This is a genomic window from Ensifer sp. MJa1, assembly GCF_037026475.1.
In the GTDB taxonomy this organism is placed as follows: domain Bacteria; phylum Pseudomonadota; class Alphaproteobacteria; order Rhizobiales; family Rhizobiaceae; genus Ensifer.
Genome location: NZ_JAKUMO010000002.1, coordinates 348,765 through 372,271, shown reverse-complemented (window position 1 = coordinate 372,271; position 23,507 = coordinate 348,765). Strand labels below are relative to the sequence as shown.

At 63.4% G+C, this 23,507-nt stretch carries 21 protein-coding genes and 1 riboswitch; of the genes, 7 read left to right on the top strand and 14 right to left on the bottom strand.

The annotated features are described in order from the left end of the window. Positions 1-15: 15 nt before the first annotated feature. The 8 genes from MKZ91_RS04455 to MKZ91_RS04420 form a co-directional block, all read right to left on the bottom strand. Entirely contained in the window at positions 16-1,545 is a 1,530-nt protein-coding gene (locus MKZ91_RS04455; protein ID WP_336168360.1) for an FGGY-family carbohydrate kinase, read from the bottom strand. Between the two features lie 125 nt (positions 1,546-1,670). After that, positions 1,671-2,513, bottom strand: a complete 843-nt coding sequence (locus tag MKZ91_RS04450) for a class I fructose-bisphosphate aldolase (RefSeq protein WP_336168358.1) — start codon at positions 2,511-2,513, stop codon at positions 1,671-1,673. Beyond that, on the bottom strand, positions 2,486-4,234 hold the full coding sequence (locus MKZ91_RS04445; RefSeq protein WP_336168356.1) for a glycerol-3-phosphate dehydrogenase/oxidase: 1,749 nt from the start codon (positions 4,232-4,234) through the stop codon (positions 2,486-2,488). Before MKZ91_RS04445 ends, MKZ91_RS04450 begins: the two co-directional genes overlap by 28 nt. Positions 4,235-4,246: 12 nt before the next feature. After that, on the bottom strand, positions 4,247-5,242 hold the full coding sequence (locus tag MKZ91_RS04440; RefSeq protein WP_336168354.1) for an aldo/keto reductase: 996 nt from the start codon (positions 5,240-5,242) through the stop codon (positions 4,247-4,249). Next, on the bottom strand, positions 5,239-6,249 hold the full coding sequence (locus tag MKZ91_RS04435; protein WP_336168352.1) for a sugar-binding transcriptional regulator: 1,011 nt from the start codon (positions 6,247-6,249) through the stop codon (positions 5,239-5,241). Before MKZ91_RS04435 ends, MKZ91_RS04440 begins: the two co-directional genes overlap by 4 nt. Before the next feature lie 2 nt (positions 6,250-6,251). Then, a complete protein-coding gene (locus tag MKZ91_RS04430; protein WP_336168350.1) occupies positions 6,252-7,241 on the bottom strand; it encodes an ABC transporter permease in 990 nt (329 codons plus the stop codon). Between the two features lie 28 nt (positions 7,242-7,269). Then, a complete protein-coding gene (locus MKZ91_RS04425) occupies positions 7,270-8,811 on the bottom strand; it encodes a sugar ABC transporter ATP-binding protein (protein WP_336168348.1) in 1,542 nt (513 codons plus the stop codon). 59 nt (positions 8,812-8,870) lie between these two features. After that, on the bottom strand, positions 8,871-9,899 hold the full coding sequence (locus MKZ91_RS04420) for a substrate-binding domain-containing protein (RefSeq protein WP_336168346.1): 1,029 nt from the start codon (positions 9,897-9,899) through the stop codon (positions 8,871-8,873). Between the two features lie 234 nt (positions 9,900-10,133). Here MKZ91_RS04420 and MKZ91_RS04415 point away from each other — a divergent pair, with 234 nt between their 5' ends. Continuing rightward, positions 10,134-11,117 (top strand): LacI family DNA-binding transcriptional regulator, encoded by a 984-nt coding sequence (locus MKZ91_RS04415; RefSeq protein ID WP_336168343.1) that lies wholly within the window; start codon positions 10,134-10,136, stop codon positions 11,115-11,117. Between the two features lie 126 nt (positions 11,118-11,243). On the opposite strand, the gene MKZ91_RS04410 is transcribed toward MKZ91_RS04415, so the two are convergent. Genes MKZ91_RS04410 through MKZ91_RS04390 form a run of 5 tightly spaced genes read right to left on the bottom strand, consistent with a single transcriptional unit; the run spans position 11,244 to position 16,279 of the window. After that, on the bottom strand, positions 11,244-12,509 hold the full coding sequence (locus MKZ91_RS04410) for an ABC transporter substrate-binding protein (RefSeq protein WP_336168342.1): 1,266 nt from the start codon (positions 12,507-12,509) through the stop codon (positions 11,244-11,246). Between the two features lie 24 nt (positions 12,510-12,533). Next, positions 12,534-13,367, bottom strand: coding sequence for a carbohydrate ABC transporter permease (locus MKZ91_RS04405; RefSeq protein WP_336168341.1), 834 nt, complete (start codon positions 13,365-13,367; stop codon positions 12,534-12,536). After that, positions 13,364-14,278, bottom strand: coding sequence for a carbohydrate ABC transporter permease (locus MKZ91_RS04400; RefSeq protein ID WP_336168339.1), 915 nt, complete (start codon positions 14,276-14,278; stop codon positions 13,364-13,366). The genes MKZ91_RS04405 and MKZ91_RS04400 overlap by 4 nt, the downstream gene beginning before the upstream one ends. After that, the gene (locus MKZ91_RS04395) at positions 14,271-15,437 is read right to left on the bottom strand and encodes an ABC transporter ATP-binding protein (protein ID WP_336168337.1); all 1,167 of its coding nucleotides are present in this window, start codon (positions 15,435-15,437) and stop codon (positions 14,271-14,273) included. The genes MKZ91_RS04400 and MKZ91_RS04395 overlap by 8 nt, the downstream gene beginning before the upstream one ends. Next, on the bottom strand, positions 15,434-16,279 hold the full coding sequence (locus MKZ91_RS04390; protein WP_336168599.1) for a metallophosphoesterase family protein: 846 nt from the start codon (positions 16,277-16,279) through the stop codon (positions 15,434-15,436). The genes MKZ91_RS04395 and MKZ91_RS04390 overlap by 4 nt, the downstream gene beginning before the upstream one ends. A 422-nt stretch (positions 16,280-16,701) precedes the next feature. Here MKZ91_RS04390 and MKZ91_RS04385 point away from each other — a divergent pair, with 422 nt between their 5' ends. From MKZ91_RS04385 to MKZ91_RS04365, 5 genes are all read left to right on the top strand, one after another. Beyond that, positions 16,702-17,790, top strand: a complete 1,089-nt coding sequence (locus MKZ91_RS04385) for an ABC transporter ATP-binding protein (protein ID WP_336168335.1) — start codon at positions 16,702-16,704, stop codon at positions 17,788-17,790. Positions 17,791-17,822: 32 nt separating this feature from the next. After that, positions 17,823-19,121 carry an ABC transporter substrate-binding protein gene (locus tag MKZ91_RS04380; protein WP_336168334.1) on the top strand — a complete coding sequence of 433 codons (1,299 nt, stop codon included), beginning with the start codon at positions 17,823-17,825 and terminating at the stop codon, positions 19,119-19,121. Between the two features lie 272 nt (positions 19,122-19,393). After that, positions 19,394-20,308, top strand: coding sequence for an ABC transporter permease (locus MKZ91_RS04375; RefSeq protein WP_336168333.1), 915 nt, complete (start codon positions 19,394-19,396; stop codon positions 20,306-20,308). 1 nt (position 20,309) lies between these two features. Then, positions 20,310-21,131, top strand: coding sequence for an ABC transporter permease (locus MKZ91_RS04370; protein WP_336168331.1), 822 nt, complete (start codon positions 20,310-20,312; stop codon positions 21,129-21,131). Positions 21,132-21,135: 4 nt separating this feature from the next. Further along, complete coding sequence (locus MKZ91_RS04365; protein ID WP_336168329.1) at positions 21,136-21,873, top strand: aspartate/glutamate racemase family protein; 738 nt, start codon at positions 21,136-21,138, stop codon at positions 21,871-21,873. Here the strand turns inward: MKZ91_RS04365 and MKZ91_RS04360 are convergent. Next, positions 21,831-22,769: a LysR substrate-binding domain-containing protein gene (locus MKZ91_RS04360; protein WP_336168327.1), complete on the bottom strand. Its 939-nt coding sequence runs from the start codon at positions 22,767-22,769 to the stop codon at positions 21,831-21,833. The genes MKZ91_RS04365 and MKZ91_RS04360 overlap by 43 nt on opposite strands. 130 nt (positions 22,770-22,899) lie before the next feature. Between MKZ91_RS04360 and MKZ91_RS04355 the strand changes: the two genes are divergently transcribed. After that, on the top strand, positions 22,900-23,202 hold the full coding sequence (locus tag MKZ91_RS04355; RefSeq protein WP_336168325.1) for a hypothetical protein: 303 nt from the start codon (positions 22,900-22,902) through the stop codon (positions 23,200-23,202). An 18-nt stretch (positions 23,203-23,220) separates the two neighbouring features. Further along, a riboswitch (cobalamin riboswitch) is annotated at positions 23,221-23,439 on the top strand. Positions 23,440-23,507: the final 68 nt, after the last annotated feature.

The following is a 23,507-nucleotide window of genomic DNA, read 5'->3' as shown; positions in this document are numbered from 1 at the left end:
CCGGTAGGCGGACGGCTAGGCGGCCGCCTCCGTCGCCAGATGGTCGGGCGTTGCAAGTCGGCGCCAGATCGGTGTCAACGCCGCGACAATTTCACAATAGAGGTCGTATCGTCGGGTGTAATGTGCACCGAGCGCGGCATTCGGCCGATAGTGCCGGTCCGTTCGCACCATTGCGGCAGCTCCGGCAGATACGTCGGCAAAGAGCCCGACGCCGACACCGGCGGTGATCGCCGCGCCGAGCGCGCCGGTTTCCCGCGACCGAGCGACCGTCACCGGCACATTCAAGACATCGGCGAAGATCTGTGGCCAGACCAGGCTGCGCGATCCGCCACCCGACAGCACCGCTTCGTCGAAACCGGCGCCTGCAGCGCGCATCGCTGCGATATGCTGGCGATGACCGAAGGCGACGCCTTCCAGCAAGGCGCGCACCAGGTGGCCCTTGGTGTGCCAGCCGGCGATGCCGTAGAACCCGGCGCGCGCACTGCCATCCTGTTGCGCTCCGTAGAGGAACGGGTGATAGAGCGGGTCGTTAGCCGCCGGCTTGATCTCGGCCGCCAACTGGCAGCAAATATCGAAAGGCGAGCGACCATCCTTGCCGTCGTGCGGAAAGAGTTCGCGCACCAGCCATTCGAGGTTGGCCGCCGAGGTCGCGCTCGCCTCGATCGCCATGTAGCGATTTCGATCAAAGGTCGAGAACATGAAGATTGGATTGGCGAGGTCGGGCTGATCGATGATCACCTGGTTGATGCTCCAGGTGCCCGCAATGATCGAGGCCGCTCCCGTCTTTGTCACACCCGAGCCGATCGCCGAAGCGACCACATCGAAAAGGCCACCGACAACAGGCGTTCCGGCTGCAAGCCCCGTCTGCGCCGCAGCCTCCTCGGTGACCCTGCCGACGATTTCATCGCTTTCCGCAAGCGCGGGCAAGATCGCCATGCATTCCGCCAGGCCATAGGCCTGCATCAAATTGCGATCATAGCGGCGGCCGGCGACATCGATCAGGCCCGCCCCACTCATGTCGGAAACGTCGCTGACGCGCGCACCGGTCAGCCGGTTGACGACAAAATCCTTGCACAGGAATACGGTCCCGATCTTTGCAAAGAGGTCCGGACGATAGCGCTTGAGCCAGGCAAGCAGCGTCGGCGTCTGCGATGCCCAAGGCTTCTGCCCGGCAATCGCATAGGTCTGCTCGCCCACGCCTTGCGCCTGCCATTCCTCCACGAGGCCGGCGGCGCGCGTGTCGAGCGACTGGATGCCAAGCAAGGGTTCGCCGGCGCGATCGAGCGCATAAAGGCCATTGCCGTGGCCGGCGCAACCGATCGCCGCGATCTCGTCGGCGCGAATACCCGCGCGCTCGATGCAGGTGCGGATCACCACCTTCGCGTGGCTCCAGAGTTCACCGAGCCCCCGCTCGACATGGCCCGGCGTCGGAACATGGCTATGTCCCTCCTCGGAGGCCATGGCGACCTCGTTTCCTCTTCGATCGAAAATCACCGCCTTGATCACGGTGTTGCCTGCGTCGATCCCGAGCAGATACTCTCCCATGCGCGAACCCCTCCCAAGGTTCTATCCTTTTCGGCCAAAGTGCAGCCGCAGTCCTCGACGGCGTCGCGCTCCACCCTGTCATAAGCGACATCGCGCCTTGAGGCGCGACGCCAATCCAGCCATGCTCAACCGCGCTGGTAAAGCGCGTAGGCTTCCTCGCCGCCGGCATCCTCGTGGATGATCGCCATCAGGCCGCGCACAACGGCGCTCGGATTGGCATGCTGGTAGATGTTGCGGCCATAGACCATGCCCATTGCGCCCTGGCGCATCAAGGCCGCCGATTTGTCGAAAACATTGCGCAGATCCTCCTTGCCGCCGCCACGCACGAGAACCGGGCAACGCGCCGCTTCGACAACCCTGTGGAAATCCTCCGCGTTCGTTGTCGGGTCCGCCTTGACGATATCGGCGCCCATCTCGCGCGCCAGTCGGGTCAGGGTCACGATCTTCTCGGCATCGCCATCGACCATGTAGCCGCCATGCTCGGTGACAGGCTGCATCACCAGGGGCTCGATCATCAGCGGCATGCCGTACTTGTCGCAATCGGCCCGCACCCGCGAGATATTGGCGACGCATTGGCGGAAGAGATCGGGCTCGTCCGGCAGCATGAAGAGATTGACGACGACGCAGGCCGCGTCCATCGCCAAAGCGCCGATCAGCGGTTCGGCCTCGTTCTGCAGCATCGCCCACATGTGCCGGTGGCGGATGCGATTGTACGGGTTGCCCATGTCGAGGCGCATGACGAGCGCCGGCTTGTCCTTGCCGGGCAGGTCCTGCAACAGATCCGCCTGGCCGTAGTTCATCTGGATCGCGTCCGGACCGGCGGCGACCAGTGCCTTGACTACGGATGACATGTCTTCGAGACCGTTCAGGAAGGACGGTTCGTTGCAAACGCCGTGATCGATCGCGACATCGAGGCAACGTCCACCACCGAAGAGACGGTTCATCCGGACCTTGCTGTTGTTTCGCATAGTGCACTCCTTTGTTCGTTCCGTGCGGAAAGGGTTTCCTCGTCGACGCCGTGGCGTTCGGCAAGGATGGTAAGAAAACGCTTACGCTCTGCGGCGACGCGGGCCGGCTGCCAGTGCCTCTCGACCGCGAGCAGGGCCAACACCGCATCGGCCATATCGAGCGACAGTTCGCCTGTGATCGCGAGCGTGGTACGACGCAAGAGCAGATCGTCGAGATGTTCGACGGCTTCGTTGCGGATCAGGAACCGCAGTTCGCGCGTCGAGTAGCCGGGATGGGGCAAGACCTCGTCGGGGCCGGCGGCGATGAAATCGGCCATCAGCGACGCGTGGGTGCCGTAACGCGAGAAAAGCGTGTGCATGCGCCCCCTCGAAAGACCGGTCGCGGCTGCGACGTCGTGGATCCATGCCTGGCGGTCCGAAGGAAAATGTTGCCCGCCACCGATGGCGCGGTCGCCGGTCGACACCAGGCGCGGCCGGCCGAGGCGATTGAGGGCGAGATCGGCCGCCAGTTCGCCGAAGGAACGAAACGTCGTCCACTTGCCGCCGATCATGCACAGTACCGGCGACTCATTCTCGCCCCCCTCCACGAAGGTGCAGAAATGATCGCGCGGAATGCGGCCGGTAAAGCTGTCCTCGCTTGCCGGCAGCGGTCGCACGCCCGAGAACTGAAAGACGATCTCCTCTGGCCGGATCCGGATATCCGGCAACACGAAGGCGAGCGACTGCAGGATGTAGTCGCGCTCGTCCGGTTCGCAGCGCACCGTCTCGGGGTCGTCGACGCGGATATCGGTGGAGCCCACGAGCACCTTGCCGAGATAGGGAAAGAGGATGCAGATGCGGCCATCCTCGTTCTCGTAATAGATCATGTGGCCGTCGAGTGCCTGCATCAGCGCCGCATTGTCGATGATGAGGTGAGATCCCTTGGTGCCGCCCATCAGCGGCGCCGGCTTCGGCGCCCGGGGAAACAGCGCGCCATTGGCGATGTCGATCCAGCCACCGGTGGCGTTGACGATGAGCGTGGGCTCGATCTCGGCAACGGCGCCCGTCACCTGGTCTTTCAGTTCGTACCGTCCAGGCGCGACGCGCGTGACGTCTGAATAGTTGAGGGCAAGGGCGTGCGCGCCTGCGGCAAGCCCGTCCTTCAGAAGCTCGACGCCGAGGCGTTCCGGCTGGCTGACCCAAGCGTCATAGTAGGTGGCAGAACTCTTGATCTGAGGGTTGAGCGCCGGCCAACGGGAGAGCGTGGCCCGACGACCGCGAAAGGCATGGCGTGGCATCAGCGCGCGTTTGCGCGTCAGGAAGTCATAGATGCCGAGGCCCATCTTGACCGCCACGGCGCCACGGCGGCTCGGACGGCGCGTCAGACCAAGGAAGCGAACAGCGCCGTTGGCAAGCCCCGAAAACAGGTCAAAAATCGGCACCGTCGTCGGCAACGGCGCCACGTAGTGCGGCGCGTTCTTCAGCAGCCGGTCGCGCTCGACCAGCGATTCCCTGACCAGGCTGAACTCGCCGTTTTCGAGATAACGCAGGCCGCCATGCACCATGCGCGAGAGTGCCGCACTCGCGCCCGAACAGTAGTCGTGCTTGTCGACGAGCAGCACGTTCACCCCCTGCAGCGCCAGTTCGCGAAAGACGCTGAGGCCGTTGATGCCGCCGCCGAGGACGCACACGTCCACCTTCGGGCTCTCCGCGAGCCCGTTGAAAATCTCTTCACGGTTCATGATGGCAGTCCGTTAGCTGTCCATGTTGACGAGTTTCGCCGCGATCGCCGCGTCGATCCCCTTAAGGTCGTGTTCGTCGAGCCGGATCGTCCCCGCCCTTGCATTGTCGAGCGCCTGGGCCGCATTGCGCGCGCCACAAAGGGCAAAGGTCACGCCCTCCTGGGCAAGCGTCCAGGCGATGACGATCTCAGCAATCGTCGCGCCATGTTTTTCGGCGATCGGCCGGATCGTCTTGGCAAAGGCCGCAACCTTCTCGCGGTTGCCGACGGAGAAGCGCGGGTTGTCGCGCCGCTGGTCGTCACCGGAGAATACCCGCTCCGGGCCGATGCCGCCGGACAAAAGCCCGAGCGCCAGCGAGGAATAGCTGAGCGTCGCCACGCCGTTGCGACGCGTCTGCGGCAATAGATCCGCCTCGATCTCGCGGTCGATCATGCTGAAGCGTTCCTGGATCGCGTCTAGCCCGCCAATGGCAATGTACTCTTCCAGTTCGCCACGGCCGACATTGCTGGCGCCGATCGCCCGGATCTTGCCGGCCCGGCGCAGCTCTTCGAGCGCTGCAACCGTCTCCTCGATCGGCGTCGTCGGATCCTGCCAATGGGTGATGTAGAGGTCGATATAGTCGGTGCCGAGCCGCTTCAGGCTCTGCTCGATCTCATGATGGATGGCATCGCGGCCGAGGTAGCGATGCACCGGCCTGCCGTCCTGGTCGAAGAAGTGCCGTCCCTTGTCCGTGTGCCAGACGAGCCCGCATTTGGTGGCGATGACCGCCTTGTCGCGCCGCCCGGCAAGCGCCTTGCCGACGATCTCTTCGGAGCGTCCGAGGCCATAGGCCGGCGCCGTGTCGATCAGCGTCACGCCGGCGTCGAGCGAGGCCTGGATCGCGGCGATCGATTCCTTCTCGTCGGTGCCGCCCCACATCCAGCCGCCGATCGCCCAGGTGCCGAGCCCGACAGCCGAAGCCTTCACGCCCGATCGGCCGATCTCCCGCGTCAATTGATCCCCGCTCATGCCAGAAGTCCCTTTTCACTTGCCATGGCGAGCACCCGCTCGCCGGTCGCCTCGTCCGTCACCAGCGTGTCGAGGTGGTGCCCCCGCATGACGCTGAGGATCGGTCCAGCCTTGTTCGGCCCGCTCGCCACCCCGATCTTCGTCGGGATCGAGGCGAATTCCTCAAGTGTCAGCGACACCAGCGACCGGTTGAGGCTGTAGTCGCAGACCTGACCCTTCTCATCGAGCAGGTGGGCGAGCAGTTCGCAGCTTGCGCCCGAGCGTTCGATCGCTGCCCGGTCGGTGCTCGAGGATGGGTGCAGGTCGTAGTAACTGGAGTCGTCCGACAGGATCGAACCGATGCCGACGACTGCCACCTTGGCCTCTCGCGCCCTTTGGAAGACATCGGCGACCGAGCGCATGTTGATCAGCATCGCCCGTTCGGCAGCACTATCGGCAAAGAGCGGCGCGTGGATCTGAAAGGAGCGGCCACCGAGCCGATCGGCCATCAATGTCGAAACGTGGTTGACGTCGGTATAGTGCTTGCCCTGCACGCAGCCGGTCGCCGGGATCACTTCGACATCGAAGCGGCGCGGCGCCTGCAGGCCGGCGACGACGGCGCTGACGCCCTTGCCGCCGGTGATGCAGATGGTGTCGCCGTCGCCGATCTCTTCGATGAGCAGCCGGGCCGCCGCTTCGCCGACCGCCTGCAATGCCGTCTGCTGGTTGTCTGAAACCGTCGGCACGACGATCGCGCGGCGGATGCCGCCGATCGCCAGCAACTGCTCTTCCATGTCGACCAATGGCTCGATCGGCGACTTGATCTTGATCTCAACCAGGCCGAGCTGGCGGCCGCGCTTGATCAGCCGGTTGACCGTCGGCTGCGAGATGCCGAGCCGATCGGCGATCTGCGACTGGGTCAGCCCTTCGAGGAAATGCAGGACCAGGGCCTGGTGCATCTGCCTTGCGACGACAAGCTCTTCGCGTGCGCTGGAAACCGGGGACAAGGTGGGTTTGGCAATCGGCATGGTCAGACGGCCTTCCGCTTGTGTAGCAAGTGGTCGATGGAAACAGCGGCAAGCAGAATGCACCCCTTGATCATGTCCTGCCAATAGACGGACACGTCGAGCAAGATGAGCGAACTGGTGACGACCGAAAGCAGCGCGATCCCGAGAATGGCGCCGAGGATCGTGCCGGAGCCGCCGTTGAGCGAGGCGCCGCCGATGACGGCCGCCGCGATGATGTTGAGCTCCATGCCGACACCGAAGGTCGGTGTCGCCGCGCCGAAGCGCGACATGTAGATGACGCCGGCGACACCGGCGAGCGTCGAGCAGAGCACCGTCACCCAGAACTTCACCTGCTTGGTCTTTATGCCCGAGTAGAGCGCCGCCTTCTCGTTGCTGCCGGTATAAAACACCTTGCGGAAGGCGGTCGCGCGGCGCAGCAGGAAGTCAAACAGAATGACAACGGCAACGAAGATCAGGATGACATAGGGGACGCCGTGGAAGGTGCCCTGCCCCACCGCCTTGAAGGACGCCGGCAGCGTGAAGAGCGACAGCGGCGTGCCCTTGGTGATGACGAGGCAAAGGCCACGCACGATCACCATGGCCGCCAGCGACGTGATGAAATGGTTGAGCCCGACGACGGTGACGAAGAAGCCCATGATCATGCCGATCAGGCTGCTGGCGAGGATGCCGACCAGCGAGGCCGTCCAGGGATCGACGCCGGCGAGGAACAGCGAGCCGGCCAGCACCATGGCGAAGCAGACGACCGAGCCGACCGCAAGGTCGATGCCGCCGACGATCAACAGGATCGTCATGCCGACGACGACGATGCCTTCGACCGAGAAGCTCATCAGCATGGCGCGCATGTTGCCGAAGGTGAGAAAATGCGGCGAGGCAAAACTCATGACGATGCCAAGCGCCAGGATGATCGCGATCAGCCCCGCCTCGCGCATCGTGCCGATGCGTTTCCAGGCCGGCGCCTGCCTCCCGGTTGCAACCATCGTATCCACAACCATTTCCGCCTCCCCGGCTCTTTCTGTTCTTTCAGACGACATGATCGACCGTCCGGCCAGCCCCGTCCGCCGGCGTCACGCCGGACGCCAGGCGGATCACCGCCTCCTCGCTCATGTCACTGTCGTTAAGTTCACCGGCGATCGCCCCTTCCCGCACGACCAGCACCCGGTCGCAGAGCCCGAGCAGTTCCGGCAGTTCCGACGAGATCACCACGATGCCGATACCGGTTTCTGCCAGCTCGCGCAGCAGCCGGTGGATTTCGGACTTGGCGCCGACATCGATGCCGCGCGTCGGCTCGTCCATCAGGATCACCTGCGGCCGGACGGCCAGCTGCTTGGCGATCGCCACCTTCTGCTGATTGCCGCCCGAAAGCGACGAGACCGGCATGTCGATGCCGCCCATGCGCACGCCGAGCCGGCGAACGAAATCGCGGGCAAGATCGGCTTCCGCCCTGGAATTCAATAGTCCGAGCCGCCCGGTCAGCGTCTTCAGGTCGAGCACGGAAATATTCTGGGCGATCGAGAGGTCGACGAACACGCCGGACCCCTTGCGATCCTCCGAGAGGTAGACGATGCCGGCATCGACGGCATCGCGGTAGTTGCCGATGCGCTGGACCTTTCCGCGCAGCGCAATCTCGCCCTTCGACTTGCCCCTGAGACCGCAGATCGCTTCGGCGATCTCGGTGCGGCCCGAGCCGATCAGGCCGCCGATTCCGAGGATTTCACCGCGCTTCAGATCGAAGGAAACGGCGTCGATGCGGTCGTCGTCACTCAAGCTGCGCACCGAAAGAATGGTCTCGCCCGAGCGCGCTTCCGGCGCCTGCTTCGGCGGATAAAGCTGGTTGATCTCGCGGCCAACCATACGTCGCACGACTTCGTCGGGCGTCACGTCGGCGATCTTTTCGGTCACCACATGGCGACCGTCGCGGAACACCGTCACGCGGTCGCAGAGCGAAAAGATCTCTGCCATGCGATGGCTGATGTAGATGATGGAGATGCCCGCGGCCTTGAGGTCGCGGATAATGCCGAACAGCGCCTGCGCTTCCGCTTCCGTCAGCGCCGCGGTCGGCTCGTCAAGGATCAGAACGCGGCAGTCGAGCGTCAGCGCCTTGGCGATCTCGACGAGCTGCTGGCTGGAAATGGCGAGGTCGGCGACCTTGCGGCGCACGTCGATCGGCGCCAGCCGGTTCATCACACCTTGAGCTTCCCGCTCCAGCGCGCCGTAGTTCATCAGCGGCGAGCGGCGGCGGTTGGTGGCGGCCATGAACATGTTTTCCGCCACCGTCGCATCCGGGCAGAGCGCGATTTCCTGGTGGACGAGACCGATGCCGAGTGTCTGGGCGATCGCCGGCGAACCGATTTTGACAGCCGCGCCGTCGACCAGCACCTCGCCGTCGTTCGGCTGCAGCACGCCGGCAATGATGTTCATCAGCGTGGATTTGCCCGCGCCGTTTTCACCGCAGAGCGCGTGGATTTCTCCCCGTTCAAGCTGAAAGTCCACCTCGGTCAACGCCTTCACCGCACCGAAATGCTTGGTGACGCGCCGGACCTCCAGAACCGGTTGTGCTGCCATGCCGTCCTCCACCCGCATCACTGGCTGCCCGACACACACCGGGCAGCCAAGTCGCATCCTTACTCGTCGATCCCCTTGGTACCACGACGCTTCAGGTACTTGTCCCAGTAGAAGTCATCAGCATTTTCGGCGGTCACAATGGAAAGGCCATTGTCGACGACGGGGATGCTCATCGGGTTGAAGCCCGAGCGCCTCGCGTCGTTCATCGGGTCGATCAGCTCCGGATGCGTGGCGAGCCAAAGCAGCATGAAGCCCATATAGCCCTGCATGCCCTGGTTCGGGTTGATCGAGCCGAAGACCTCGCCGGCCTTGATCATGTCAAGGATGTTGGCGTTGACGTCGGCGCACATGACCAGCACCTTGCCGCCGCTTTCCTTGCTCGCCTGGGCAGCACCGATTGCGGAGTTGGCTTCCGGCATGAAGACGGCGCCGAGGTTCGGATTGGCCTGGATGATGCTCATCAGGCCCTGATAGGCCTTGTTCGGATCCTGGTTGGAGGCGGCGCGGCCGACTAGCTTCATCTCAGGCCACTTTTCCCCCATGCGGTTGACGAAGGCGGTGATGCGCTTGTCGTGATTGTCCTGGCCCGGGTTTTCGAGCACGGCATATTCACCCTTGCCGCCCATCTTCTCGGCGATCGCGTCGGCGGCATAGGTACCCTCGCGCGAATTGTCCGAGGTGATGAAGGAGACGCGCTTCGACAGCGGCGAGTCCGCCGCGAAGGTCACGACCGCCGTGCCCTGATCGATCGCCCGGTTGATCGGCTCGATGAACGGATCGGAGTTCATCGGATGCACCAGGATGCCGGCCGGGTTCTGGGCGAGCGCCTGGTCAAAGGTGGCGATCTGCTTGTTGACGTCATATTCCGGCGTGCCGGTATATTCGGTCTCGCAGCCGAACTGCTGGCCGGCCTGCTTGAACATCTCATAGACCGGGAACCAGTATTCGACGCCCGAGACCATGACGTTCATGACGTATTTTTCGCCGGGCTGGCAGCGAAACGGGTTCGCCGTTTCGGCGCTGGCCGAGCCAGCCCAGAATGAAGCTGCAATGACCGCCAGAGCGGTCGTGCTGAGAAATTTGCGCACGCGTCCTCCTCGAGGCCGAAGCCCCTCCCAAAAAACCGATGGGCCGCCTGACTGCGGCCGCTGAATGTATGAGTTCGCCGGAACTCCTCCTCGACTTCCGACAGTCACGATTAAAGCGGCGGACTCAGCTGGTGTCAATATAATTCATCGCATGAATAATAATTCATGCCTACCAATCGGATTGGCGATAAATTGCTTCAATCTCCTGTCACGGGGATCGGCTAGAGGGCCTCCATGGCTACCCTTCAACAGATCGCCTTTCATGCCGGCTGCTCACTGGCGACCGTCTCGCGTGTGCTGAACGGCGAAGGCCCGGTCAGCGACGAGATGGTGCGGCGCGTGCGCCGGGCCGCCGCCGAACTCGGTTACCGACCACCGCCTGCTGCGGGCCGCGCCGCGAGCCGTAGCCAGCCAGTGGTCGGCGTGCTGGTGCCAAGCGTCACCAACCCGGTTTTTGCAGCCTCGCTTGCCGGCATCCAGCACCGGCTGCAGGCGGCAAGCCACGGCGTGCTGATCGCCCAGTCCAACTACGACCCTCAGTTCGAAGCCCGCGCCGTGCGCTCGCTGCTTGAACAACGCCCGACCGGCCTTATCCTGACGCTCTGCGACGCCCGCACCAGCGAGGCGCTTTCGGCGGCACTGCCGCCGACCGTGCTTTTGAACAACCGGCCAGTCGCCCGCTTTGCCGCTGCCGTCACGGTCGACAACTATCGCGCAGGATACGAACTGACGCGCCATATTCTGGCAAATGGCCATCGCCGCATCGTCGTCGTGTCGGGCCACTTCCATTCGTCCGACCGGGCGCGCCTGCGCTATGAGGGTTACATGGCAGCCATGCAGGACGCCGGCGTCACGCCGATGGAGGCCGTCGAGATCCCCTTCGTCGACGGCTATGAAAATCTCGATCTCGGTACCGTCATCGCAGTCCATCGACCGACGGCGATCATCGCCTCCAACGACCTGCTTGCGCTTGGAGTGATTGCGGCGCTACGCCGCGAGGAGCTTGCCGTGCCCAACGACGTCTCGGTCGCCGGTTTCGACGGCATTGCGCTTGGCCGGCTGATGAGCCCGACGCTCACGACGATCTCGATGCCCGATGGCGACATGGGGCTCGCTGCCGCCGCCCTTTTGCTCGACATGGCCGAGAATGCATCGGGTTGCCGTCATCTGATCCTCGAATCCCGGCTTTACCCCGGCGGGACCGTGCGGCGTCTCTAGCCCTTTGAGGCCGCGTGGTCGCGAACTGACCCCGTCCCGTTTGCCCGAACTGTCCGGCGTGGAAACGCCGCCCGCGGAGTTGCCTCCGGGGCGGCATCGGTGATCACCATGAACGGGATCGGAAAGTCAGCTGCGCGGCAGCAGGCTTTCGACTTCGGCGGCAGCCTCGTCCAGAGCTTCCTTCGGGGTGGCCGTCTGCTCGACGATGCGCGACAGGTTCTCGACGATCGTCTGCGTCACCTTCACGCCGTTGCCGCCCGGGAAGGCATACCAGGGGCGCATGCGCGGCATCTGCTCGAGACCGGCACGAAACAGCGGGTTTTCCTTGTAGAAGTTGGCGAGATACTCCGGCGACTTGGCGGCAAGCTCGTTGTTCGGCACGTAGCCGGTGCCCGGAACGACGACCGAGGCGCCATAGGGACCGGCGGCGAATTTCGCGAACTTCCAGGCGGCTTCCTGCTTTTCAGCATCGCGGGTCAAGATGACGACGGCATTGCCGCCGGTCGGCAGCTTGCCGCTTTCAGGATCGATCAACGGGATATGGGCGGTGCGCAGGTCGAACTTGTCACCGACATTCTTGATGGTGTTGCGCAGCGCGCCGGTCGTCTGGAAGGCAAAGCCGATCTTGCCGGCGACGAAGGCCTGCTCGCCGGCCTGCTTGGTCAGAACCGGCAGGCCGCCTTCCTTGACCATGCGGTCGAGCACCTCGACGACCTTCTGGCCCTCGGGGCCATTGAAGGTCACCTTGCTTTCGTCCGCACTCAGCATGTCGCCACCGGCGCCGAAAAGCAGGGCCGAGAACATCCAGTCGTCACCCTGCCAGCGGAAGTCGATGCCTTCGTTGCCGTCGCCGAGCGCCTTGATCTTCGCCCCGAGCGCGATGACCTCATCCCAGGTCTTTGGCGGGTTTTCCGGATCGCCGCCGGCTTTGCGCACCAGATCGGCGTTGTAATACATGATCGGGTTGGAGGTGGCGAAGGCGAGGCCCACCTGCTTGCCGCCCACCTGGGCGAGCTTCAGGATGTTTTCGGAAAAGCCCTGCTCGGCCATGTTGCCGTCTTTGGCAATGAACGGGCCGAGATCGACAGGGATGTCGCGTTCGTTGACCATGCGCAGGCGGTTGAGGCCGATGAAGGTGAGATCGGGCATCTCGGCGGTTCCGGCCTGACGCATGATCGTCTGGATGCCTTCCTCATAGGTCGCCGACGGGTTGGCGAAGGTGATCTTGATGTCGGGATTTTCTTCCATGAACTTCTTCGAGATCGTGTCCATCACGTCCTTGAAGAAGCCCGGCATCGGATAGTGGACCGTAAGCTGGGTCTCGGCATAAGCGGGTGCGGCAAGCATCAGCGATGCGGCAGCCGCGGTGAAAAGCTGTCTCAGATGTTTCATGGGTTGCGCTCCAGGTTGGACCGTTCAGCCTTTGAGACCGGTCATGGTGATGCCCTCGACGAAGCGCTTCTGCGCCAGCAGAAATGCGGTCACGAGGGGAAGGGTGATGATGAGGGTGGCCGCCATCAGTGCGCCGTAGTCGTCGCCGGCTTCTGCGGCGCGGAAATAGAGCAGACCGAGCGGCGGGGTGGCATAGTCCTGGTTGGTGACGACGATCAGCGGCCAGAAGAGATCGTTCCAGTGGGCAACCACCGAGAAGATCGCAAAGGCCGTGATCGCCGGCCAGGCGTTCGGCACGATGACGCGGGCGACGATGCCGGCTTCCGACATACCGTCGAGCCTTGCCGCGTGGATCAGGTCGTCGGGCATGGCGCGGAAGAACTGCAGGAACAGGAAGATCGCAAAAACCGAGATCGAGAACGGCGCCACGAGTGCTGTGTAGCTGTTCAGCACCGAAAGCTTGTCGAAGGCCACGTAAATGGGCAGCGCCGTCGCATGGATCGGGACCAGCAGGCCGAGCATGACGAGAACCATCATGGTGCGGGCGGCACGGAACTTCAGCTTCGCCATGGCATAGGCGCAGGGGATGGCGACGACGATCTGGATGGCGAAGATCAGCGCGCAGACGACGACGCCGTTGAAGAGCAGCGTCGTCATCGATACCCGCGACAGCGCCTTGGAAAAGTTCTCGATGTAGGACCACTGCTGAGGGATCAGCGACAGCGACGAGGTGAAGATCTCGCTCTGCGGCTTGCCGGCGGTCGAGATCATGAAGATGTAGGGCGCAAGGAAGAGGAGCGCGCCAAACGAAAGCACCGCGAGACGGATGATGCGGGCGACGGAGAGAGCGTTGGTCATGCGTAATGCACCTTCCGGTCAAGCACGCGATACTGCAGGAACATCAGGACGACGAGGATCGCGAGGAAGACGACGGTCATCGCCGAGGCGTAACCGACGCGCAGGTAGACGAAGCCTTCCTGGTAGATGGTGAAAAGCAGCACTTCCGATGCCTTGTTCGGACCGCCCTCGGTCAGCGTCTTCACCGTCTCGAACACCTTCACCGAATTGATGATGCTGATGGTGGTGACAAACAGCGTCGTCGGCCCGAGCATCGGCCAGGTTACCAGCCGGAAACGGTCGAGCCAGGATTTCGCTCCATCGACCTCGGCCGCCGCATAGAGTTCACGCGGGATGGCGGTGAGGCCGGCGAGAAACAGCACCATGTTGAAGCCGACCGACTGCCAGATGCCGATGATCGACAGCCCGTAAAGCACCGTGCCGGAGGCGCCGAGCCAGTTGGGGCCGGTTATGCCGAAGAGCGCGAGGAAGGTATTGATCGGGCCGATTGTCGGATGGAAGAGGAACTGCCAGACGGTTGCCATGGCCACGAGCAGCGAGGCAACCGGCAGGAAATAGACCGTGCGGAAGAAGGCCCTGCCCTTGGTTTCAGCCTCGATCAGCATGGCGATCGCCAGCGCCAGCACGATCGAGACCGGCGTCACAATCACCGTGTAGACGGCGGTGTTCCAGAGCGAGCGGCGGAAGGTGCGGTCAGAAAAGAGCTCGGCATAGTTCTCGAAGCCAACGAAGCGGAAGCTGCCGTAGCCGAGTTCGTAGTCGGTGAAACCGAGCACGATCACCGCCAGCGTCGGCAAGAGGATGAAGAGGAAAAGCAGAGCGATTGCCGGCAGCGCCAGCAACCAGGCGATACGGGCCTCGCGAACCGCAGGCTCTGCGATCGCGGTTTCGAAGGTCGCGACGCTAGCCATGGATCTTCTCCAACGTGGGGGCAATCGCAACCGGCCCGGCCTGGAGGCGTGCGCCTTCCCGGTCGAAGAGCATCGCACGCTCGGGCATGATCTCGACCTCGACCGGCTGGCCGAGGCTGAGCGAGGCGGCCTCGGAGGGGGTCGATTTCGAGGTCATGATCTCGCCGATCGCGTCGAGGCGGGCGTGCAAGATCACCTCCGAGCCGAGGAATTCCATGCGCTCGATGCGTGCCGTCAGGCGGCTTGCGCTCACCGCATGGAAGCGGACGAATTCCGGGCGAACCGCGAGCTGTACGTCTGCATCCGGGGCCTGCCCCCGTTCCGCCAGCAGCACGAGATCGCCGAAACGGACGATGCCGGCCGCATCGGTGCGGGTCGCAAGCACGTTGATCTTCGGCTGGCCGAGGAAACGGGCAACCTCGATGTGGGAGGGGTCGTCGTAGATCTCCTTCGGGCCCGCCAATTGCAACAGATTGCCGCCAATCATCACCGCTACCCGGTCTGCCATCGACAGCGCCTCCGACTGGTCGTGGGTGACGTAGAGCGTCGGCACGCCGGCGCGGCGATGTAGATCGACGATCTCGCCGCGGGCGTGGACCCGCAGGTTGGCGTCGAGATTGGAAAGCGGCTCGTCCATCAGGAAGACTGCCGGACGGCGCACCATGGCACGGGCCAGCGCCACGCGCTGGCGCTGGCCGCCGGACATCTGGCCCGGCTTGCGGTCGAGCAGATGATCGATCTTCAGGGCCAGCGCCATGTCCTTGACCTGGCGCTGGATGTCAGTGCGGATCTGCTTTTGCCCCGGCAGAAGATTGCCGATGACGGGCAGGCGCTGCGCCGCCGTCAACCGCCGCATGGCAAGCGGCACGGCGATGTTCTGGCCCGCCGTCAGATGCGGATAGAGGGCATAGGACTGGAAGACCATTGCGACGTTGCGATCGGCGGCCGCCGTGCGTGCGACGCTGCGGCCGCCGATGACGATTTCGCCGGTATCGCCGTGATCGAGTCCGGCAACGATGCGCAACAGCGTGCTCTTGCCGCAGCCGGAGGGCCCGACGAGCGCGATGAACTCGCCCGCTTCTGCTTCCAGGCTGACGCCCTTGAGGATGGCGTTGCCGCCATAGGACTTGGTGACGCCGCGAAGTGAAAGCACGCTCATTGCGCCGCCTCCACTTGGGTCTGCTTCTTCTTGGCCGCCAGCGGATAGACCTGCTCGACGATCGGATCGAGCACGTGGTTGACGAGCTCCGGAACGGCGACGATCTCGCTGTCGACGCCAGCGTCGCTGAAGTCATGCACGACGGCGCCGACCAGGCGCTCGCCCGGCATCGGCCGCTCCAGCGTGTCGATGATAAAGGACGTCGGTGGCGCCCAGACGAGCGACATTCCGGCATGTTCGCCGGTCCAGGCCCAATGCAGGTGGCCGCTTGCATGCAGCACCACGTCCGCAGTGGCAAACAGATTGAAAAGACGCTGGCGCTGGCTCGGGCCAATGCCCCAATAGCCGGTGTCGCCTTCGTTGGGGCCATCGACGAACAGCGGCTTATGGGCGAAGACGGCAACCTTGCGCCCGTCGCGGCCCTGCAACTGCTCTTCCAGCCAGCCGAACTGCTTTTCCTCTTCCTCGTCCTCGAAGCCGATGAGCAGGCTGTTGAGGCCGATCAGGCGCCAGTCGCCATGGTCGGAGACCCAGTAGTCCGGGCCGGCAAGGCCGCGCCAACGGGCAAGCCGTGCCGGGTCGACCGGCTGATGCGAACCCGGCAGATGGCCGACGTCGTGATTGCCGGGCACGATCAGGACCGGCACCGAAAGCTGGTTGATCAGGCCGAGCGAAAAGGTGATGTCGTCCTCGTGGTCGGCGCCATCGATCGTGACGTCGCCGGTGTGGATGACGAGGTCGGGCGCTACCTCCTCGATCCAGGCGCGAACCGGTTCCCAATTGCCGTTGAAATGGCTTTTGGCGGGGCTGAGGTGGGTGTCGCTGATCTGGACGATCTTCATGGAAAACGGGCCTCCGACGATGGCTTCAAGCGTGCTCATCGGAGGGGCTTCTCTCCCCTCCGTTGCGGTTGGCCGCAGTCTTTAGGGAGTTGGCATGTCAGTTTGGTAACAACCGTTCTCAGCTGATTTTCAGTTTCTCCATCAAAACTTCACTTTCACAGGACCTGTCCGTTCGCAAAATCCGTGCAAGCCTCTGTCCGCAGAGGTCTGTGCGGCCCTTGTGCCCAAAATTTCACACTATTGTATACAATAAATTGCGCATATTGACGACGAAGAGCTCAATTCATGAGCAGTCGCTCCGAAACGCGTGCCGCCGAAAGCGATAGTCGAAACGGACATTTTCACGCTAAAACATAGCCTTAGGCACGCCAAACGGAATTGGCACGATTGATGCTTCTCTTTTGCTGCAAGGAGAACGCCTCATGTCGAAAGCCGCAGAGATCGATATCGTATCCGTTTCCAAGATGTACGGCGCAACAACGGCCGTACACTCGATCAGCCTGAAAATCCCCGCCGGCAGTTACTGCTGCCTCCTCGGGCCCTCCGGCTGCGGCAAGACGTCGACGCTGCGCATGATTGCCGGCCATGAAAGCATCTCATCCGGGGATCTGAGGCTCGGCAATGTCGTCGTCACCGATTTTCCGCCGGCCAAGCGCAGCACGGCGATGATGTTCCAGTCCTATGCGCTGTTCCCGCATCTCGACCTCATCGACAACGTCGCCTTCAGCCTGAAGATGAAGGGTGTCGACCGTGACATCAGACGCGCCAAGGCGCTCGACATGCTCAAGCTGATGCAGATGGAAGCCTATGGCACCAGGCGTCCGGCCCAGCTCTCGGGCGGCCAGCAGCAGCGCGTGGCGCTGGCGCGCGCGCTGATCACGGAGCCGGAAGCGCTGCTGCTCGACGAACCGCTCTCGGCGCTCGACCCGTTCCTGAAGATCCGCATGCGCGCTGAACTGAAGAAGCTGCAGACGTCGCTCGGCATTACCTTCGTGCATGTCACGCACAGCCAGGAAGAGGCGATGGCGCTCGCCGATCTCATCGTCATCATGAACAACGGCCGGATCGAACAGGCGGCAGCACCCCGCACCGTGTTCGAACGGCCGTCAACCGCCTTCGTCGCGCGCTTCATGGGCGACCACAACGTTCTCTCCGGAAAAGTCCGGGCGATCAGCGACGACATTGTCGAGATAGAGACGATGGAAGGCCAGACGTTCTCGGTGCGCGACATCGGTCAGGAGATCGGCCGGCCGATCGACATCGGCATCCGCACCGATCGCGTGCGGCTCGGAACATCGGGTGACAAGGGCCTCGGCTTTAAGGCGGTGGTCTCCAACATCGAATATCGCGGCGCCTCCGTCAAACTCACCGCCATCGGCGCCGGCAGCGACGACTTCACGGTGATCGTCAGCGACGCCGACTATTTCAGGCAACCGGTCTCTGTCGGCGACGCGGTGTCCCTGAGTTGGACCCTGGAGGACGTCGTCCCCCTCGGCCGCCTCTCCGCATGAGCTAATCAACCATCACAAGAAGGGGAACTGCCATGACGACTGAAACAAAGACCGAGAAACCCTCGAGCGGCCTCACACGCCGTTCGCTCTTGAAGACCGGTGCTGCCGCCGTCGGCGCTATCGCCGGCTCCGGCGTGATCACCGGCTTCCCGACCATCTGGGCGCAGAACCCGATCACGCTGCGCCAGTTCGGCACCGGCGTTTCCAACATCAATGCGATCGCCGAGAAGTGCAAGGAAGACCTCGGCATCACACTCGAGATGACGGCGACCGATTCCGACGCCGCCGCCCAGCGCGCAGTGACCCAGCCCGATTCCTACGACATCGCCGACATCGAATACTGGATCGCCAAGAAGGTCTTCCCGGCCGGCGTGATGCAGCCGATGGACGTGAAGAAGATCAAGTATTTCGACAAGATCGTGCCGCTGTTCATCGACGGCAAGCTGAAGCCCGAAAGCGTCGTTGCCCAAGGCACGGCACCGCACACCGTCGGCTTCGTCGACGCGCAGGATTCAAAGACCTTCGCCAAGTCGCCGACCGACTGGATGACCCTGATCCCGACGATCTACAACGCCGATACGCTCGGCATCCGCCCGGACCTCGTCGGCCGCGAGATCTCCACCTGGGCCGACATCATGGACCCGGCGTTCAAGGGCAAGACGGCGATCCTCAACATCCCCTCGATCGGCATCATGGATGCGGCGATGATCATGGAGGCCATGGGCAACATCAAATATGCCGACAAGGGCAACATGACCACGGACGAGATCGACAAGACGATCGACTTCCTGATCAAGGCCAAGCAGGACGGCCAGTTCCGCGCCTTCTGGAAGTCCTTCGACGAAAGCGTCAACCTGATGGCGTCTGGCGAAGTCGTCATCCAGTCGATGTGGTCGCCGGCCGTCGCTGCCGTGCGCTCCAAGGGCATCGCCTGCAAGTACCAGCCCTTGAAGGAAGGTTATCGCGCCTGGGGCGGCGGTCTCGGTCTCGCTGCGCATCTTCAGGGCGCCCAGCTCGACGCCGCCTACGAATACATCAACTGGTACCTGTCGGGCTGGGTCGGCGCCTACCTCAACCGCCAGGGCTACTATTCCGCCGCGATGGAGACCGCCAAGGGCTTCATGTCCGAGGACGAGTGGGGCTTCTGGGTGGAAGGCAAGCCCGCCAAGGGCGACATCCTCTCGCCGGAAGGCAAGATCATGGAGAAAGCGGGTGCGGTACGCGATGGCGGCTCGTTCGACGAGCGCATGGGCAAGGTTGCCTGCTGGAACTCGGTGATGGACGAGGACCGCTACATGATCAAGCGCTGGAACGAGTTCATCGCGGCGTAGTCGGTCGCGCTTGGCGTCCGTCTCTGGCGCCGGCCGGCCCCTCACCCTAACCCTCTCCCCGCCTGCGGGGAGGGGGGACGTGCCACAAGGCCGGCCGAAGGTGCAGGTGCAAAAAGCCAGGTGCGCGCATGGATGATGCCTGGAGGCGCAGACCGCGCCACACCTCCCTTCTCCCCGCCTGCGGGGAGAAGGTGCCGGCAGGCGGATGAGGGGCGATCCCTCACCGTGCGGATGAGGCGCTGCCCTCCCAAGAAAGTGAGAGAGGATCAACAATGGCGACAATTGCGACTTCGCGGACTGGAGAGATCGGTACAGCGACGGCACCGCGCCGCCGCGGAATTCCGCGCGCCCTCGCCTCCTACATCCAGGCGCTGCCACTCACCCTGATCCTCGGCTTCTTCTTCGTGCTGCCGATCCTGACCATCATCGTCGTCAGTTTCTGGGACTACGATTTCGCCGGGCTCTACCCGGACTTCCTGACGATGAACTACACCGATACCCTCGGCTCCTGGGTGACCTGGAAGACCTATCTCAATACGCTGAAGTTCACCGTGCTCGTCTGGGCGCTGACGCTCGCGATCGGTTTCTGGGTCGCCTATTTCCTCGCCTTCCATGTCCGCACCACCACCATGCAGATGGTGCTGTTCCTCGTCTGCACCGTGCCGTTCCTGACGTCGAACATCATCCGGATGATCTCCTGGATCCCGGTGCTCGGCCGCAACGGGCTCGTCAACTCGACCCTGCTCGAGCTCGGGCTCATCCCGCAACCGATCGAGTGGCTGCTCTATTCCGATTTCGCCGTGGTGCTTGCCATGGTCCATCTCAACACGCTGTTCATGGTGACGCCGATCTTCAACACGCTGATGCGCATCGACCGCTCGCTGATCGAGGCGGCGCGCGATTGCGGCGCCTCCGGCGGGCAGATCCTCTGGAACGTCATCCTGCCGCTTGCCAAGCCTGGCATCGCCATCGGCTCGATCTTCGTCGTCACCCTCGTCATGGCCGACTTTTCGACGGTGCAGGTCATGTCCGGTGGCCAGAGCGCCTCCGTTGCTTTGATGATGAAGAACCAGATGTCGCTGCTGCAGTATCCGGCCGCCGCCGCCAATGCCGTGGTGCTTTTGATCGTCGTGCTGCTGATGGTCGCAGCCATCCTGCGCGTCGTCGACATCCGCAAGGAGCTTTGAGATGAACCACGAGAAACGCGGCAAAGGCTTCTACCTGCTCGCAGCCTTCTTCACCCTGTTCGTGCTCTTCCTCTACGGGCCGCTCTCGGCGGTGCTGATCCTCTCCTTCCAGGGACCGGACGGCGGCCTCACCTTTCCGTTGAACGGCGTCTCCGTGCACTGGTTCTACAATCTGTTCGAAAAGCAGGCGGTCGGCGATTTCGGTGCCTCGTTCCGCCGTTCCTTCACGCTCGGGCTGATGGTGATGGTGGTCAACGTCGTGGTCGCCCTGCTTGCCGGCCTCGCGTTTCGCCGGCGCTTTCGCGGGGGGACCGCGCTCTTCTATCTGACCGTCGCAAGTCTCGTGGTGCCGTCGATCATCATCTCGCTCGGCATTGGCGTCGTCTTTCAGCAGTTCGGCCTGAAGCCCGCGTGGTACTCCTCCGGTTTCGGCGCGCACCTCACCTGGACGCTGCCCTTTGGCGTGCTGATCATGTTTGCGGTGTTCAACCGGTTCTCGCCGGCCTACGAGGAAGCGGCGCGCGATCTCGGCGCGACATCATGGCAGACCTTTCGCCACGTGCTCCTGCCGATGATTGCCCCGAGCCTGATCGGCGTCGGCCTCTTCGGCTTCACGCTCTCCTATGACGAGTTTGCCCGTACGCTGATGACGTCGGGCAGCTACAATACCCTGCCGCTCGAAATCTACGGCATGACCACCAATGTGACGACACCGGTGCTCTACGCGCTCGGCACGGTCACCACGCTCTTTTCCTTCACCATCATCCTCGTCGCGCTGGCTGTCATTCTGATGCTGCGGCGCCGCCAGGCAAAGCTGAGCTAGGCCCATGCGCATCCTGATCGTCAATCCCAACACCACCGCCTCGATGACAGCCAAGGCCGCCACGGCCGCCCGGGCTGTCGCTGGTCCTGGCACGGAGATCCTGTCACGCACATCGAAGTCGGGGCCGGCCTCGATCGAAGGACACTATGACGGTGCGATCGCGCTTCCGGGCCTGCTCGCGGAGATCCGTGACGGCGAGGCCGCGGGCGCCGACGCGGCCGTCATCGCCTGCTTCGACGACACCGGGCTTGAGGCCGCGCGGGCGCTTGCCCGCATTCCGGTGGTCGGCTTGTGCGAATCCGCCGTCGCGACTGCAGCCATGCTGGCGCAGCGCTTCACTGTCGTCACGACGCTCGAACGTTCGCGGGTGCTGATAGAAAATCTGACCCGGCACTACGGCATGGCTGGCCGAGCAAGGGTACGCGCCGCCGATATTCCCGTGCTTGAACTGGAAGACAAGGGCTCGAATGCGCTTGCCAAGCTCCGGCGCGAGATCGAACTGGCGCTCGCTGAGGACGGCGCCGAGGCGATCGTGCTTGGCTGCGCCGGCATGGCGGATCTCGCCCGCATGCTTCAAGCCGATTACAGCATTCCGGTCATCGATGGGGTGTCCGCCGCAGTGAAGCAGGCAGAGGCGCTGGTTTCGCAGGGACTTTCGACCAGCAAGCGCGGCTCCTACGCGGCCCCGCTCAACAAATCCTATTCAGGTTTCGCCAGCGCGCTTGCGCCGGCCTCGACCTGAGGCGACCAGGACGATTCCATCACTCTTGCAAGCAGCGCGTTCGACGCATCGGCCTCGGCGACCACCCAGTCGCGAAAGGCCTGGATCTTCTTCTGACGCCGGTTGCTCTGCGGATAGACCAGCCAGTAGGCCCGGCCGTCCCTGACCACATGTTCGAACGGCCGGATGAGCCTGCCGCTCTTCAGTTCCTCCATCAGAAAGGTCGAGACGGCAATGGCGATGCCGTGGTCCGCAAGCGTCGTCGCCACGTCCATCGCCTGGACATCGAAGATCAGCTCGGTGCCGTTGCTTGCCGGCGGCTCGACGCCCGCTTCGATCATCCATCGTCGCCACCAGTTGGCGTTGCCGAAGCGCCGCACGCGCAAAACATCAGACGGTTCCCTAAGTTGGTGCTTTTCCAGGAAGGATGGCGTGCAGACCGGCACGTAGTCGAGCGGGAACAGCGGAAACACATCATTGCCCGGCCAGTCACCGGCACCGCTGCGCACCGCAAGATCAATGGCGTCGCGCTTGAAGTCGACCAGTTCGGTCGACATGTGCACCCTTATGCTGATGTTCGGATGGGCGGTCTGGAACGAGGCGAGCCGCTGCCCGAGCCAACTCGACACGACCGTTGGCAGCACCGAGATGTGCAGGTGGTGTTCGGTCTTGTCGGCAATCTCGGAGAAAGCGGCGCCCAAGAGATCGATCGCCTCGGTCACTTTTGGCGCAAGCTGGCGGCCGGCAGCGGTCAATCGCACCTCGCGTGGAAGACGAACGAAGAGTGGCGTGCCGATGCGGTCCTCGAGCAACCGGATCTGGTAGCTGACGGCGGCCTGCGTCATGCCGAGCTCATCCGCCGCGCGGGTGAAGCTCAGGTGCCTGGCCGCGGCCTCGAACGCGCGCACGGCACTCATGGGAGGAATCTTGCTCATGGCCTGAGATAAGCATTCTTTATGTCAGCATGCGAGAATTCGCTTTGCGCGAGAGGACAAATTCCCTCAATTTTTTTCGCGAACACACCATCGCGAAACGAAGAGGGTAGCAATGCTTGAGGCAGCGCGATCAACGATCCGTCACGTCTTGACCTGGGCGGGCGAAACCATCCGACCAACGGTATCGCTGGAAGCATTCAGCGAGATCCAGCTCAGGGATATCGGTCTGACGCGCGATGAAGAGCGGATCCGCGCGCGTGTCGCTGACATAGCCGTGCCGTACAATCCCCCGCAATTCTGGAAGGCGCGTCCATTGCAAACACAGGTTCAGGTGAACCTGCCGCGGCCGGTGATCGCATCGCCCCGCGCGTCGGCGGGCGAAAATAAAGACATAAGCATTTCTTTATGCGATTGACGGCGTCGTTTGGACAGGGCATTGTCCTGCCATCGTGGTTCTTCGCCCGCCTTCCGGCGGGATGGAGCTAAGAGGGAATTCGGTGCGGCGCCTTGAAACGCCCATGCCGGAGCTGCCCCCGCAACTGTAGGCGGAGAGCGGCCGTTCGATAATGTCACTGAGGAAGACGCCTCGGGAAGACGGAACGGTTCGTGACGACCCGCAAGCCAGGAGACCTGCCGCGATGAACAACGTCCACGGGCGGGGTGTCCGATGAGGCGCGTTGACGACGCGGGCTGATCCCCGCGCCGCGGCTGCGTCGCGTT

Excerpts from the sequence above, each read along its gene's own strand:
- MKZ91_RS04455 (WP_336168360.1), bottom strand. The coding sequence starts at position 1,545 with ATGGGAGAGTATCTGCTCGGGATCGACGCAGGCAACACCGTGATCAAG.
- MKZ91_RS04450 (WP_336168358.1), bottom strand. The coding sequence starts at position 2,513 with ATGCGAAACAACAGCAAGGTCCGGATGAACCGTCTCTTCGGTGGTGGA.
- MKZ91_RS04445 (WP_336168356.1), bottom strand. The coding sequence starts at position 4,234 with ATGAACCGTGAAGAGATTTTCAACGGGCTCGCGGAGAGCCCGAAGGTG.
- MKZ91_RS04440 (WP_336168354.1), bottom strand. The coding sequence starts at position 5,242 with ATGAGCGGGGATCAATTGACGCGGGAGATCGGCCGATCGGGCGTGAAG.
- MKZ91_RS04435 (WP_336168352.1), bottom strand. The coding sequence starts at position 6,249 with ATGCCGATTGCCAAACCCACCTTGTCCCCGGTTTCCAGCGCACGCGAA.
- MKZ91_RS04430 (WP_336168350.1), bottom strand. The coding sequence starts at position 7,241 with ATGGTTGTGGATACGATGGTTGCAACCGGGAGGCAGGCGCCGGCCTGG.
- MKZ91_RS04425 (WP_336168348.1), bottom strand. The coding sequence starts at position 8,811 with ATGGCAGCACAACCGGTTCTGGAGGTCCGGCGCGTCACCAAGCATTTC.
- MKZ91_RS04415 (WP_336168343.1), top strand. The coding sequence starts at position 10,134 with ATGGCTACCCTTCAACAGATCGCCTTTCATGCCGGCTGCTCACTGGCG.
- MKZ91_RS04410 (WP_336168342.1), bottom strand. The coding sequence starts at position 12,509 with ATGAAACATCTGAGACAGCTTTTCACCGCGGCTGCCGCATCGCTGATG.
- MKZ91_RS04405 (WP_336168341.1), bottom strand. The coding sequence starts at position 13,367 with ATGACCAACGCTCTCTCCGTCGCCCGCATCATCCGTCTCGCGGTGCTT.
- MKZ91_RS04400 (WP_336168339.1), bottom strand. The coding sequence starts at position 14,278 with ATGGCTAGCGTCGCGACCTTCGAAACCGCGATCGCAGAGCCTGCGGTT.
- MKZ91_RS04395 (WP_336168337.1), bottom strand. The coding sequence starts at position 15,437 with ATGAGCGTGCTTTCACTTCGCGGCGTCACCAAGTCCTATGGCGGCAAC.
- MKZ91_RS04390 (WP_336168599.1), bottom strand. The coding sequence starts at position 16,279 with ATGAAGATCGTCCAGATCAGCGACACCCACCTCAGCCCCGCCAAAAGC.
- MKZ91_RS04385 (WP_336168335.1), top strand. The coding sequence starts at position 16,702 with ATGTCGAAAGCCGCAGAGATCGATATCGTATCCGTTTCCAAGATGTAC.
- MKZ91_RS04380 (WP_336168334.1), top strand. The coding sequence starts at position 17,823 with ATGACGACTGAAACAAAGACCGAGAAACCCTCGAGCGGCCTCACACGC.
- MKZ91_RS04375 (WP_336168333.1), top strand. The coding sequence starts at position 19,394 with ATGGCGACAATTGCGACTTCGCGGACTGGAGAGATCGGTACAGCGACG.
- MKZ91_RS04370 (WP_336168331.1), top strand. The coding sequence starts at position 20,310 with ATGAACCACGAGAAACGCGGCAAAGGCTTCTACCTGCTCGCAGCCTTC.
- MKZ91_RS04365 (WP_336168329.1), top strand. The coding sequence starts at position 21,136 with ATGCGCATCCTGATCGTCAATCCCAACACCACCGCCTCGATGACAGCC.
- MKZ91_RS04360 (WP_336168327.1), bottom strand. The coding sequence starts at position 22,769 with ATGAGTGCCGTGCGCGCGTTCGAGGCCGCGGCCAGGCACCTGAGCTTC.
- MKZ91_RS04355 (WP_336168325.1), top strand. The coding sequence starts at position 22,900 with ATGCTTGAGGCAGCGCGATCAACGATCCGTCACGTCTTGACCTGGGCG.